This window comes from Stenotrophomonas sp. TWI1183 (assembly GCF_039673115.1).
In the GTDB taxonomy this organism is placed as follows: Bacteria; Pseudomonadota; Gammaproteobacteria; order Xanthomonadales; family Xanthomonadaceae; genus Stenotrophomonas; species Stenotrophomonas maltophilia_AA.
In genome coordinates this window covers 13,847-26,033 of the sequence record NZ_JBDJKZ010000003.1, presented here as the reverse complement: position 1 = coordinate 26,033, position 12,187 = coordinate 13,847, and the positions used below count along the sequence as shown (strand labels likewise).

13 protein-coding genes are annotated in these 12,187 nt (G+C 67.1%); 2 read left to right on the top strand and 11 right to left on the bottom strand.

The genetic code is table 11. The annotated features are described in order from the left end of the window. The first annotated feature begins 4 nt into the window (after window positions 1–4). A complete protein-coding gene (locus ABE434_RS04120; protein WP_346477921.1) occupies window positions 5–331 on the top strand; it encodes a tetratricopeptide repeat protein in 327 nt (108 codons plus the stop codon). Between the two features lie 13 nt (window positions 332–344). Here ABE434_RS04120 and ABE434_RS04115 read toward each other — a convergent pair whose 3' ends face one another. From ABE434_RS04115 to ABE434_RS04095, 5 genes are all read right to left on the bottom strand, one after another. Then, a complete protein-coding gene (locus tag ABE434_RS04115; RefSeq protein ID WP_346477920.1) occupies window positions 345–584 on the bottom strand; it encodes a hypothetical protein in 240 nt (79 codons plus the stop codon). Between the two features lie 127 nt (window positions 585–711). Next, window positions 712–1,347 carry an inorganic diphosphatase gene (locus ABE434_RS04110; protein WP_346477919.1) on the bottom strand — a complete coding sequence of 212 codons (636 nt, stop codon included), beginning with the start codon at window positions 1,345–1,347 and terminating at the stop codon, window positions 712–714. A 49-nt stretch (window positions 1,348–1,396) separates the two neighbouring features. After that, the gene (locus ABE434_RS04105) at window positions 1,397–2,746 is read right to left on the bottom strand and encodes a metallophosphoesterase family protein (RefSeq protein WP_346478078.1); all 1,350 of its coding nucleotides are present in this window, start codon (window positions 2,744–2,746) and stop codon (window positions 1,397–1,399) included. Window positions 2,747–2,778: 32 nt separating this feature from the next. Then, window positions 2,779–3,897 carry a phytase gene (locus tag ABE434_RS04100; protein WP_346477918.1) on the bottom strand — a complete coding sequence of 373 codons (1,119 nt, stop codon included), beginning with the start codon at window positions 3,895–3,897 and terminating at the stop codon, window positions 2,779–2,781. Beyond that, a complete protein-coding gene (locus tag ABE434_RS04095) occupies window positions 3,897–6,467 on the bottom strand; it encodes a TonB-dependent receptor (protein ID WP_346477917.1) in 2,571 nt (856 codons plus the stop codon). The genes ABE434_RS04100 and ABE434_RS04095 overlap by 1 nt, the downstream gene beginning before the upstream one ends. A gap of 162 nt (window positions 6,468–6,629) precedes the next feature. Here ABE434_RS04095 and upp point away from each other — a divergent pair, with 162 nt between their 5' ends. Further along, the gene (gene upp, locus ABE434_RS04090; RefSeq protein ID WP_346477916.1) at window positions 6,630–7,265 is read left to right on the top strand and encodes a uracil phosphoribosyltransferase; all 636 of its coding nucleotides are present in this window, start codon (window positions 6,630–6,632) and stop codon (window positions 7,263–7,265) included. 126 nt (window positions 7,266–7,391) lie between these two features. Here the strand turns inward: upp and ABE434_RS04085 are convergent, their stop codons facing one another. The 6 genes from ABE434_RS04085 to rsmD all read right to left on the bottom strand — a co-directional run bounded on the left by ABE434_RS04085 (window position 7,392) and on the right by rsmD (window position 12,177). Beyond that, window positions 7,392–8,279 (bottom strand): MBL fold metallo-hydrolase, encoded by an 888-nt coding sequence (locus ABE434_RS04085; RefSeq protein WP_346477915.1) that lies wholly within the window; start codon window positions 8,277–8,279, stop codon window positions 7,392–7,394. A gap of 96 nt (window positions 8,280–8,375) precedes the next feature. Further along, window positions 8,376–10,112 (bottom strand): gamma-glutamyltransferase, encoded by a 1,737-nt coding sequence (ggt, locus tag ABE434_RS04080; protein ID WP_346477914.1) that lies wholly within the window; start codon window positions 10,110–10,112, stop codon window positions 8,376–8,378. After that, entirely contained in the window at window positions 10,109–10,393 is a 285-nt protein-coding gene (locus ABE434_RS04075) for a YfhL family 4Fe-4S dicluster ferredoxin (RefSeq protein ID WP_019183239.1), read from the bottom strand. The genes ggt and ABE434_RS04075 overlap by 4 nt, the downstream gene beginning before the upstream one ends. A gap of 125 nt (window positions 10,394–10,518) precedes the next feature. Then, on the bottom strand, window positions 10,519–11,010 hold the full coding sequence (locus tag ABE434_RS04070) for a hypothetical protein (protein ID WP_070427135.1): 492 nt from the start codon (window positions 11,008–11,010) through the stop codon (window positions 10,519–10,521). Window positions 11,011–11,057: 47 nt separating this feature from the next. Then, entirely contained in the window at window positions 11,058–11,567 is a 510-nt protein-coding gene (gene coaD / locus ABE434_RS04065) for a pantetheine-phosphate adenylyltransferase (RefSeq protein ID WP_019183241.1), read from the bottom strand. A 7-nt stretch (window positions 11,568–11,574) separates the two neighbouring features. Next, the gene (gene rsmD, locus ABE434_RS04060; protein ID WP_346477913.1) at window positions 11,575–12,177 is read right to left on the bottom strand and encodes a 16S rRNA (guanine(966)-N(2))-methyltransferase RsmD; all 603 of its coding nucleotides are present in this window, start codon (window positions 12,175–12,177) and stop codon (window positions 11,575–11,577) included. Window positions 12,178–12,187 lie beyond the last annotated feature (10 nt).

The following is a 12,187-nucleotide window of genomic DNA, read 5'->3' as shown; positions in this document are numbered from 1 at the left end:
TCGAATGGATATCCCCGCACTGCAACGTCTTCTCGACCGGGGTCGCGACAGCGCCCTGCTTCGCTTCGGGCTGGGCAAGACCCTGCTCGACGCGGGTGACACCGCGGAAGCGGTCATCCATCTGCAGCGCTGTGTCGCACAGGATCCGCAGTACTCGGCAGGCTGGAAATGGCTGGGTAAAGCCCATCTGGCGGCCGGCGATCCGGAGGCTGCGGCACAGGCATGGCACCAAGGCCGTTCTGTCGCCGAGACCAACGGCGACAAGCAGGCGGTCAAGGAAATAGCCGTGTTCCTTCGGCGGCTGCAGAAGGCCAGCGCCGGCCCGGCGTGATCGCCCGGGATGCCTACCAGAGCAGACCGTTGTTGTAGAGCGCGATCAGGGTCCACGCCAAGGCGATCACCCCGAAGCCAGTGAAATAGCTCCAGTTCTGATGCGCGGCCGTCCAATCGTCCTTCCCGAAGCGGCCCCCGCTAAAGGCGAACAACGTGAGGCGACCAATGCCGAATACCAGAATCTGCACGATGAAAACGACCACGATCCAGTGGATCACGGTCAGTACGCCGCGCTTGATCTCCTCTTCCATGTGCCGTCGCCCCGTCCCTTGAAAGGCCGGTCATCGGCGATGCGCAGACGACCGATACCGAGCATAGCGGACGTCACCGGCCTCACGGAAGCTGTTGGATCACCCCCTGGTCCGACAACCCGAACGATCAATCGCCCTTCCCACGCCGCTGCTGCGCGTCGAAGCGCTGCATCGAAGCCCGGATCAACGCCTTGGCCTCGGCGGCATTGCCCCAGCCGTTGAGCTGGACCGGATTGCGGCCGGCCGGCAGGTCTTTGTAGACGCGGAAGAAGGCTTCGATGCGCTGCCGTTCGATCAGCGGCAGATCGTCCAGATCGCGGATGTTGGCGTAGGTGGGGTCGATCTTGTCGGTCGGCACGCCGATGACCTTTTCATCCTGCTCGCCGTCATCGACCATCTTGAGGAAGCCGATCGGACGGAACCGCACGATCACGCCGGGATGCAGCGGCTCACGGGTCAACACCAGTGCGTCCAGCGGATCGTTGTCGCCGGCCAGGGTGCGCGGCATCGAGCCGTAGTTGGCCGGGTACGCCACCGGCATCGACTGGAAGCGGTCCACATGGACCAGGCCGTCTTCCTTGATCTCGTACTTGGTGAAACTGCCGGCCGGGATCTCCACGGCCAGATGCACTTCGTCAGGCGCGTTCTTCGGCTGGGCGGCGAGGAACGGGTGCAGGACTGCGTTGCCGGCCACGCTGGCGCCGGCGAGCAGCAGCAGCGAGGCGGCCAACACGGCCCGCGCGATGGAACGGCGATGCGTCATCTCGATCTCCACGGAAGGCCGGGCGCACCGCAGTGGCCCGGTCGGTCGGTCATTCCCAGCAACGGTCGGCGCGGCCCTTGAGGGTCTGGGCGCGCGTGCAGTCACGGGGGGCGATGCGTCCCTGCGTCAGTTCGGCCTTCTGTTTGCGGCCATCGGCAGCGCGTGTCAACTCGAAGCCGTCGTACAGGCGGCCGGTGACGGTGCGCGCCTCGTAGCGCAGGTGCGTCGGATCGATCTTCAACACCTGGAACAGCTGCGTGTCCTCGCCGACCGGCGCCATGGTGGTCCGGGCCTCGTCGGAGAGCCGGTACTGCTTCGGCCCGGCGACGGTGACGACGAACTGCGGCGTCGCGCCCTGCCCTTCGCCACGGCGGCCGTAGGTGTGGTCGTGTCCCTGCAGGACCAGATCGACCTGGTGGCGGCGCACCACCGGCAGCAGCACATCGCGCAGTTCGGTGTTCTCGCGGCCCTCGCGCGGGGAATAGAACGGCTGGTGCAGCAGCACGATGCTCCACGGGTGCGGATTATCGGCCAGCACCGTGTCAAGCCAGGCGGCCTGCGCCTTGGCCGTGCCCAGATCGAGCGCGGAGGTACCGTCGAGCACGGCGATGCGCACGCCCTGGTAATCGAACCAGTAGGTACTGGTGTTGGCGGCGTCCACGCCGTTGCGCGGCAATGCGAACGTCACCGGCCAGTGGCGGCCCAGCACGCGGCGCTCCTGCGGCGTGTCTTCGAACGCCTCGAAATACTCGTGGTTGCCGATCGCCGGGGCGACCGCGGTCTCCTGCGGCAGCCAGCCGGCGGCCGCGAACCACTCGCCCCACTCGCTGTCATCCTGCCCGTCGCCGCCACTGACCAGGTCACCGGCGAACAGGCTCAGGCGCGCGTCCGGGGCCGCCTTGATGCCGGCCCGCAGGACCCGGGAAACGTGGCTGAGGTTCTTGTTCTGGGTGTCACCGAAATACAGCAGCGTGAGCGGCTGATCGGCACGCCCGGCCGTGCGCAGCTGGTTCCAGGCACTCCAGGTGTTCTCGCCCTGCACGCGCCACAGGTACAGGGTGTCCGGCTGCAGGCCGGTCACGTCGGCCCGGTGATGATGGGACGCGCCGAGTTCAGTGGTCAGCGCCTGGGTGGTCGCGGTGATGCGGGTCGGCGTGCCGACATCCGGCGAGTCGCCGGCCACGACCCATTCCAGCACGGGCGCCTTCACCGAGGTGTCCGTACGCCAGGCGACCGAGAAGCCGCGCGCGGCGTCCTGCGCCGGCGAGGCGACCAGCCGGTCCGGGAAACCGGTCGCCGCGTAGTGGCGGTTTCCGGCCGGCACCTGGGTGTTCGGCTCGGCACCGTTCTCGGCATCTTTTTTCGCCACGGCACTGCCGCTGCACAGCAGCAGCGCCATCGCCAGTGCGGTCAGGGCGGCAGGAACGCGGCTCACGCGCCACACTCCAGCGGCAGCGACAACTGCTTGGCGATGCTCGCCCAGTCGAACGCCACCACGCCCTGGTCATCGTGCACCGCGTACAGCGCGCCATGCGGGAAACGCGCGGACGGCGCCTGCATCGACCAGATGCCGTCGGTGTTGGCCACCGTATTGCCCTGGAACGCGCCGACATGTTTCAGGCTGTGCCGGTCGAACAGGTGGAACACGCTGCGCTGCTTGCGCTGCTCGGTGGTGATCCACCAGCCATCCTTGCCGCAGGTCCGCAGCATCACGCCTTCGGCCTGGGCCTGGAACGCATCGCGTCCGAAGGTGGTGCCGCTGAAACGGCCTTCCAGCGTGTAGACCTTGAACTCGCTGGCGTAGGTTTCGTCTTCTTCGGCGATCAGCAGGCGGTCGTTGGCCGGGTCGCCCCAGATCGATTCGACCACCCGCAGCGCGCCCGCTTCGGTCGTGTCACCGATGCTGGCGGTGAGCGTGGCCTGCGCCTTGCCGTCCTGCACGGTGAGCGCGTAACGGCGCACGCGCTTGTCCAGTTCGGCCAGCGGCGGCAGCACGTCGTTGCCCTGCGCGTCTTCGCCGGCATCGTAGGAATCGGTCACGTACACGTCGTAGCCGCTGCCCTGCTTGTTCACCCACAGGCCGTAGGGCTTGCGCAGGTCGTCGGCGGCGAACACACCCAGGGGGCTGAAGTCCGGCAGCTGCAGCACCTGCACGCGGTGGTTGTCGCGCTCCACGATCAGCACCAGATCATCGACCACGGCGATGCCGTTGGGGCGGTCGAACTGGCCGGGGGCGGTGCCGAGGCTGCCGACGTCACGCAGCTTCACGCCGGTCTGCCCGTCGTAGACCACCAGCTTGTCGGTGGCCTTGGCGGTCGCGATCAACCAGACCTGGCCCTCGGGCGTGGTCCAGCTGGCCGGCGAGTCGATGTTGTCGTCCGGGGTCATCGGGGTCAGGAACGCCTCGCCGACCGTGGCGACATCGCGTGCGGCGGAGGCGTCGGCCGCAGCCGTCGGCGCGGCGGGTGCCGCAACGTCCGGCGTCGCTGCCGGCGTGCAGGCGGTCAACAGCGCCAGCGCAAGCAGGCCCAGGCAAGGGGCGGCGCGCATCACAGGGCCACCTTCAAGCCGAGGGCGTAGGTGCGGCCATACTCTTCGTTCTGCAGGGTGCGCGAGCGCACGCCCTGGTAGAGCTCCAGCGGCTTGTCGAGCAGGTTCTGGGCTTCGAAGTAGAGGCTCACGTTGGCGGTGAACTTGTAGTCCAGGCTGAAATCGAGCTGGGTATTGGGCGCCACGTAGATATCGTAGGCGCGGCTGTCGCCCAGCGAATCCAGGTACTCGCTGCGGTAGACCGCAGCCACGCGGGTGCTGAAACCGGCCTTTTCATAGCCCAGGTGCGCGCTGTACACATGTTTGGAGGCGCGCGGCAGCATGAAATCGTCGCGCTCGCGGCCGGCCACGCCGGGGTCGAAATCGGTGTCCAGCCAGGTGCCGCTGGCACCGACCAGCAGGCCATCCCAGCCCGCCGGCAGGAAGGCAAGCTGCTGCTGCCAGTTGAACTCGGCGCCCTTCACCGTGGCCTTGTTGCCGTTGATCACCCGGGTGACCTCGAAGTCCGGGTACGCGGGATCCGTGTTGCTCACCGTGTTGACGATATAGCCGTCGATCGACTTGTGGAACACGCCCAGCGAGACGATGCCGGTGCTGCCGAGGTACTTCTCGAGCGACAGGTCGATGTTCTTCGATTCGTACGGATCCAGCTGTGGATTGCCGATCCGGACTTCTTCGTCGCCCCGGCTCAGGCCGACGCGCGGCGCCACATCGCCGAACGACGGGCGCGAGACGGTCTTGTTGGCGGCCGCGCGCAGCACCCAGTCATCGCCGGCGTCGTAACGCAGGTGCAGGCCGGGCAGCACGTTGGTGTAGCTGCGGCTCACGCTCAACGGCGTGACCGTGAAGCTGCGGCCGTTGCTGGCCACCTCGACGCTGTTGCCGGTCGCGCTGAACTGGGTGTTCTCAACGCGCACGCCGCCGATGATGCGCAGCGCGCCGACATCCCAGGTGCCCATCGCATAGCTGGCGAAGATGTCTTCGCTGGCGGTGTAGTCCTCTTCCAGCGAGGTCAGCGCATTGCCGCCGGCGTCCTGCGGACGGGCGCTGTACTGGCCGCCATGCTGGGCCCAGTAGCGACGCATGGCGTCCGAGCTCATGCCCTGGCCGAGGCTGCCGCCGCGGTGATCGGGGGTGGCGGCGGTCCAGTCCGACAACGCCAGGTCCGGGCCGACGCGCAGTTCGCGCTCGTCGACATTGACGTCGCGGTCGCGCCAGCGGCCGAGCAGGCCGAACTTGACGCTGGAGGAATCCCCATCGAAGCGCACGTTGATCTGCGCACTGCGCTCGCTGTCGTTGACCTGCTTCGGGGAGAGCACGAAGCGGTCGAAATCGTAGTTGCCGTTGTCCATCCACTGCGCGCTGGTCAGCGTATAGCGCGGGATGCCGCTGTTCTGATCGACGCTCGCGCCGAGGTCGTCGCCGTTGTACTCGAAGCGCGCCTCCATCTCATCGTTGACGCGCTCTTCGGTGCGGGTGTAGCCGACCTTGTAGTCGATCACGGCATTGGTGAGGCGGTTTTCGCCACCGGCGCTGGTGGTGAAGGTATTTTCCTTCTTGGTGCGGTAACGCATCCGCTTCTGGATCGCATCGGCCGGCAGGTCCTCGACGCGGTACTGGTTGTTGCCCAGCGCGGTGACCTCGCCATCGCCGAAGTTGAAGATCGTGCGCTGGCGGGTTTCTGCATCGTCGAACTGGCTGTACAGCGTGCGCAGGTAATAGCGGTTGTCTTCATCCGGACGCCAGTCGAGATTGAGGTTGGCGCCGATGCGCTTGCGTTCGATCTCGTACTTGCGCTGCTGCAGGCTGTTGGCGAACAGGTCGTCTTCCGCACCGCCGTCGAATTCGCCGTACTCCACCTCGGTGTTGTCCGACTCGAACTTGCGGTTCTGGTAGTTCACGCCCAGCGCGACGCCGAACGTATCGGCGAACACTTCGCTGTAATTGATCGCCGCCTTCGGGCTGGTGTTGCCGGAGAGCTGCTGGTGGCTGGCTTCGATCTTGCCGCGCAGGTTGCGGCCTTCGCGGTCGAAGGCGGAGGCGGACTCGACCAGGATCGCACCGCCGATCGCGTCGCCGGGCATGTCCGGGGTCGGCGATTTGACCACGCGCAGGCGCTCGGTTGAATCGGAGGGAATCACATCCAGCGGCGCCGCACGGCTCGAATCTTCCGGGGTGCCGATGGCGATGCCGTCGACACTGACGCTGTTGAGGTTGGCATCCAGGCCGCGGATGACCACGAAGCGCCCCTCGCCCTGGTCACGGGTGACGCTGACGCCCGGCAGGCGCTGCAGCGATTCGGCCACGTTCTTGTCCGGATAGACGCCCATGGCATCGGAGGAGACCGCATCTTCGATCGCATCGCTGCTGCGCTTGAGGTCGACCGCACGGGTCTGCGACTCCAGCTGCGGGCGGACCTCGACGCGGTCCAGGTCGATGGCGGCGGCCCCGGCGGCGGCGCTGCCGGCCACCGTGCTGCCATCGGGGGTATCGGCGGCATGGACCGACGGGGTGATCACCGCCAGCAACGAAAGGCTGATCGCCAGGCCCAACGGACGCTTCTTCTGCACTGCATTCCCCAATCTGTGTAAAGAATGGGTCAGCACGGTATGTCCGGGAGGTTGCATGGGGATGACACCGGGGACATCGAGGCGATCAGTGGCGGCTTCGGCTTTTGGCTTCGGTGGGGTGTTGCGGCACACTATCGGCCTCTCCTTTGCCAGTCTCCCCCCATGAAAATCGTCGAAGTGCGCCATCCGCTGGTGCAGCACAAGATCGGCCTGATGCGCGATGCGTCCCTGAGCACCAAGGACTTCCGCGAGCTGGCCAATGAACTCGGTGGGCTGCTGGCCTATGAGGCCACCGCCGATCTGGAGACCGAGGCCCACACCATGGCCGGCTGGGCCGGGCCGGTGACGGTGCAGCGCATCGCCGGGGCCAAGATCACCGTGGTGCCGATCCTGCGCGCCGGCCTGGGCATGCTCAGCGGCGTGCTCTCGCTGATCCCGGCCGCGCGCGTGAGCGTGGTCGGCCTGCAGCGCGATGAGGAAACCCTGCAGCCGGTGCCCTACTTCGAGCGCCTGACCGGCCGCCTGGAAGAGCGCGATGCGCTGATCCTGGACCCGATGCTGGCCACCGGCGGCACCCTGATCGCCACCATCGACATGCTCAAGCGCGCAGGCGCCCGCCGCATCAAGGGCATCTTCCTGGTCGCCGCACCGGAAGGCATCGCCGCGGTGCAGGCCGTGCACCCGGACGTGGAGATCTTCACCGCCGCGATCGACGCCCAGCTCAACGACAAGGGCTACATCCTGCCGGGCCTGGGCGATGCCGGCGACCGCATTTTCGGGACCCGCGTGGTCGGTTGACCCCGGCGTCTGCAGCGGCGGCCCTCTCCGGCCACCGGTGCTTCACATGGTCTAGCGATGGCCGGGATGCGTCGAGGGTGCCGTGCCGACCAACGGTCGGCACCTACCGGTGTGGTTGCGCAGGCGTTACGCCAGCGCGCGGGCCTTCAGTTCGCCCTGTTCGTGCAGGGTGCCGAAGCGGCCCTTCTCATCGCGTGACACCTGCGCCAACGCGCAGTGCGGGTCATGGGTGAAGAACAGATGGACGTTGCGGGCGAACTTGTCTTCCAGGAAGCTGCGCTTCTCGTCGATCAGCAGCTCGGCGTTGCGGTCGTAGCCCATGGTGATCGGGACGTGCACCCATGAGCGGCCCGGGATCAGGTCCGCACAGAACACCACGCCGCCTCGCGGCTGACCCTCCACGGTCTCCGGCCCGATGATCTCCGCCAGCATCAGGCCCGGCGTATGCCCGTCGCTGAAGCTGAAACGCACGCTGTCGCCCAGGGTCTTGGAGTAAGGGCCATCGACGATTTCCAGCCGACCGCTCGCCTCCAGCAGGCCGGGCAGTTCCGGAATGAAACTGGCGCGGTCGCGCGGATGCGGATGCAGCGCGCGGGCCCAGTGCTCGGCCCCGACCAGGAAGGTCGCATTCGGGAACAGCAGTTCGGGCGAGCGGCCCTCGCTCCACGGCGCCAGCAGGCCGCCGGCGTGGTCGAAGTGCAGGTGGCTCAGTACCACCACGTCGATGTCTTCGTGCTCGAAACCCGCCTCGCGCAGCGATTCGATCAGCACGTGGCTGGGTTCCTGCACGCCGTAACGGTCCCGCAGTTTCGGCTCGAAGAAGGCGCCGATGCCGGTTTCAAACAGCACGGTCTTGCCGGCCAGCGGGCTGGCCAGCAGCGCGCGGCAGGCCAGTTCGATCCGGTTGAGATCGTCCGGCACTGCCCATTTTTCCCAGACCGCGCGCGGCGCATTGCCGAACATCGCGCCGCCGTCGAGTTTCTGCGAGTTACCGCGGATGGACCATAGTTTCATCCGCAAATTATCGTCGCGCGGCCGTTAAATATTCGCTAGCCGTCGCCCATGAAAAAACCCCGCCACTGGGACGGGGTTTTTCGTTTCCGCACGCAATCAGTGCGCTTGGCTGACCTTGGCGCTGCCCACCGGATTGCGCGGATCGCTGCCACCGCTGAGCACGTTGCTGCGGCGGTCCCATTCCACGGTCTGCAGGTTGCCCCAGACGTGGCTGGAACCCCGGCCGCCAGCGGCGCTGTCGCCAGGCAGATCGATCTTGTGGCCCATCGCCTGCAGCTGCTTGATGGTATCCGCATCGAAGGTGCCGTCCTCGGCCTCGATCAGGTCCGGCAGCCACTGGTGGTGGTAGCGCGGCAGCGCGGCGACCTGCTGGGCGGTCAGGCCGTCGTCGTAGCCGAGGATGCCGAGCAGCACCATGGTGATGATGCGGCTGCCACCGGGCGTACCGAGCACCACGACCTTGTCGGCGGATTCCATGAAGGTCGGCGTCATCGAACTGAGCATGCGCTTGCCCGGCTTGGGCGCATTGGCCGCATAGCCCATCACGCCGAAGGCATTGGGCGTGCCCGGCTTCAGCGCGAAATCGTCCATTTCATTGTTCAGCAGCACGCCGGTACCCGACGGAATCAGGCCCGAGCCGTACAGCAGGTTCACGGTCTGGGTCGCACCGACGCGGTTGCCCTCGCGGTCGATGATCGAGAAATGCGTGGTCTCGTCATCCTCCAACGGGGTCGGGTTGCCCGACAGCAGATCGCTCGGGGTGGCTTTCTCCGGGTGGATGGTGGCACGCAGGCCCTGGGCGTAGTCCTTGCTGGTCAGCACCTTCTGCGGGATATCGACGAAGTCCGGATCACCCAGGAAGAAGGTGCGGTCGCGGTAGGCGCGGCGCATCGCTTCCACCACCAGATGGGTGCGGTGGGCCTGGTCCATCGACTTCAGGTCCCAGCCTTCCAGGATCTGCAGCATGGCGGCCAGCGCAATGCCACCGGAGGACGGCGGCGAGGCGGTGGTGATGGTCCAGTCGCGGTACTTGAAGGCGATCGGCTCGCGCAGCTTGACCCGGTAGCCGGCCAGCTCCTCGGCGGTCCAGTGGCCGCCGGCCTGCTTGACGCCCTTGAGCAGCAGCGTGCCGGTCTCGCCGCGGTAGAACCCATCAAAGCCCTGGTCGGCCAGGCGCTCCATGGTCCGCGCCAGTTCCGGCTGGCGGAACAGGTCGCCCTCGGCGATCGGCTTGCCGTTGCGCTCATACACCTCGCGCGTGCCGGGATAGCGCTGCATCACCTCGCGCCGGGACTGATAGCCCTTGGACATGCGCGCATACACCGGGAAGCCCTCGCGTGCGATGCGCATCGCCGGTTCCAGCGAGGTCTTCAGCGGCAGCTTGCCGTGTTTGGAGGACAGCTCCACCAGCGCTGCCGGCAGGCCCGGGATGCCGGCCGACCACGCACCGTTGACCGAACGGTCGCGGTCCAGCTCGCCCTTCTTGTCCAGGAAGGCGGCCGGCGTCGCGGACTGCGGCGCGGTTTCGCGCGCATCCAGCATCACGTCCTTGCCGGTGGCGGCATCGTGCAGCAGGAAGAAGCCGCCGCCGCCAAGGCCCGAGCTGATCGGCTCGACCACCGCCAGGGTGGCGGAGACCGCCACGGCCGCATCAAATGCATTGCCGCCCTTGGCCAGGATTTCCATGCCGGCTTCCGTCGCCAGATGGTGACCACTGGCGACGGCCACGCCATCCGGATGTTTGGCCAGGACCGCCTGCGCGGATCCGGCAGCCCAGGCACCCGGGGCCACCAGCAGGACGAGCAGCAACCAACGACGCGACAGCGTTCTCATTTCGGCAGAAACTCCGTGACATACAATTCGGGATGATCGCGCTGCAGCCCGCGCAGTTTGGCGAGCAGGGCGTCCTGGGTTTCCGGAATGTCCGGATCGGGATCGATGCATTCGACCGGGCAGACGACCACGCACTGGGGTTCGTCGAAATGCCCCACGCACTCGGTGCAGCGGGCCGGATCGATCACGTAGATGGTTTCACCCATCGAGATGGCCTGATTGGGGCAGGCCGGCTCACAGACGTCGCAATTGACGCAGAGCTCATTGATTTTCAGCGACATGGCGTTACTCCACGCCCGCGCCGGCGGATGAGAACCGGCCCACGCGGGCGCGCGGGCCGGTCATCGGTGACGCCCCTGCGGGCGCCACCCGGGCCGCGCACAAGGCGCGGCCGCCACTGCACGGGTTACTTGGCTTCGACGAAGATGTACTCGGCGCCGGTCGGCTGGATGATCGACTGGACGCGGGCGTTGTCGGCGGCCTTGCCGATGAAGACCACGCGCACACCCTTCATCGAGTCCGGCGAGACGTCCTTGAACACGGCCTGGATCATGTCGGCCATCTTGGCCGAAGCCGAGGAACCGAAGGCCAGCATGTTGCCCGGCTGCACGCCACGGGCGACGGCCTGGGTGGCGCTTTCGACCTGACGCTCATACTTGGCGGCGAATTCCGGATCCGATTCCGGCGAGAGGTAGTACAGATACGGGCTGTTGCTGATGTTGCCCATGTTCTGCACGGCCACGGCCTGCAGGTACTTCTTCCAGCCGGCATCGTCATCGGCAGCCGGGGCGACCAGCGCCTGCTGGGCTTCGACGACCGGTGCGGCCTCTTCCTTCTTGCAGGCGGTGAAGGCCAGCGCGAACGACGCGATCAACATGGCACGCATGGTGTTGTTCATGGAATTCCTCCCTTGGTGATTCTTGGTATGTATGGGTCTGACAGGTACTACGCTTGGCCCGACTTCGCTTCACGGACCTTGCGCAGCGCCTCAAGCACGGCGGACGGCACAAAGCCGGACACGTCGCCGCCCAGGCGGGCGATCTCGCGGACCAGCGAAGACGAAATGAAGCTGTGCTGCTCGGCCGGGGTCAGGAACAGCGTCTCGACCTCCGGGATCAGATGACGGTTCATGCTCGCCATCTGGAATTCGTATTCGAAATCGGACACCGCGCGCAGGCCGCGCAGCAGCACCCCGCCCTGCACCGAGCGCACGAAATGCGCCAGCAGGGTATCGAAACCACGCACTTCCACGTTGCGGTTGTGGCCCAGCGCATCGCGGGCCAGCTGAACGCGCAGCTCCAGCGGCAGCGTCGGCCCCTTGGACGGACTCTGCGCCACGCCCACCACCACCTTCTCGAACAGGGGCGCAGCGCGGTTCACCAGATCGATGTGACCGTTGGTGATCGGATCGAAGGTGCCCGGGTACACGGCAATGCGGCGGTTGGCCACGGTCATACGTCAGCTACGCGTGTTGGTCTGGTGAAAGTGTAGCAGTGGCGCGCCGATACAGGGCAAAACGGACCTCCCGGGTGCCCCCCTCGCGGTGCAGCAGCCACGTCGCGGGCATCTTCGGCGCCTGATCGGCCGGCGACTCCACGTACAGCCAGGCATCGGCGGCCAGATGCGACGGCAGGCCGGCGATCACCGCCTCCCACAGCCCATCGGCAAACGGCGGATCGACGAACGCGATATCCGCCAGCGGCCCGGCCGGCTGCCGCAGCCACTGCAGCGCATCCGCCTGGACCACCGCGATCTGGTCCTGCGCCCCCAGCCTGGCGACCGACTCGCGCAACTGGCGGGACAACGCCGCATCGCGCTCGACCAGCGTCGCCTGCGCCGCCCCGCGCGACACCGCCTCCAGCCCCAGCGCCCCGCTCCCGGCGAACAGATCCAGCACCCGCGCCCCGCCCAGGCGCGGCATCAGCCAGTTGAACAGCGTCTCCCGCACCCGGTCGCTGCTGGGCCGCAGCCCCGGCGACAGCGGTACCGGCAGCTTCGTATTGCGCCACCGGCCCCCGATGATCCGCACCTGGCCCACGGCGGCCGCCGGCTGGCGCGGCTTCATGCGTGGCTCC

Excerpts from the sequence above, each read along its gene's own strand:
- ABE434_RS04120 (WP_346477921.1), top strand. The coding sequence starts at position 5 with ATGGATATCCCCGCACTGCAACGTCTTCTCGACCGGGGTCGCGACAGC.
- ABE434_RS04115 (WP_346477920.1), bottom strand. The coding sequence starts at position 584 with ATGGAAGAGGAGATCAAGCGCGGCGTACTGACCGTGATCCACTGGATC.
- ABE434_RS04110 (WP_346477919.1), bottom strand. The coding sequence starts at position 1,347 with ATGACGCATCGCCGTTCCATCGCGCGGGCCGTGTTGGCCGCCTCGCTG.
- ABE434_RS04105 (WP_346478078.1), bottom strand. The coding sequence starts at position 2,746 with ATGGCGCTGCTGCTGTGCAGCGGCAGTGCCGTGGCGAAAAAAGATGCC.
- ABE434_RS04100 (WP_346477918.1), bottom strand. The coding sequence starts at position 3,897 with ATGCGCGCCGCCCCTTGCCTGGGCCTGCTTGCGCTGGCGCTGTTGACC.
- upp (WP_346477916.1), top strand. The coding sequence starts at position 6,630 with ATGAAAATCGTCGAAGTGCGCCATCCGCTGGTGCAGCACAAGATCGGC.
- ABE434_RS04085 (WP_346477915.1), bottom strand. The coding sequence starts at position 8,279 with ATGAAACTATGGTCCATCCGCGGTAACTCGCAGAAACTCGACGGCGGC.
- ggt (WP_346477914.1), bottom strand. The coding sequence starts at position 10,112 with ATGAGAACGCTGTCGCGTCGTTGGTTGCTGCTCGTCCTGCTGGTGGCC.
- ABE434_RS04075 (WP_019183239.1), bottom strand. The coding sequence starts at position 10,393 with ATGTCGCTGAAAATCAATGAGCTCTGCGTCAATTGCGACGTCTGTGAG.
- ABE434_RS04070 (WP_070427135.1), bottom strand. The coding sequence starts at position 11,010 with ATGAACAACACCATGCGTGCCATGTTGATCGCGTCGTTCGCGCTGGCC.
- coaD (WP_019183241.1), bottom strand. The coding sequence starts at position 11,567 with ATGACCGTGGCCAACCGCCGCATTGCCGTGTACCCGGGCACCTTCGAT.
- rsmD (WP_346477913.1), bottom strand. The coding sequence starts at position 12,177 with ATGAAGCCGCGCCAGCCGGCGGCCGCCGTGGGCCAGGTGCGGATCATC.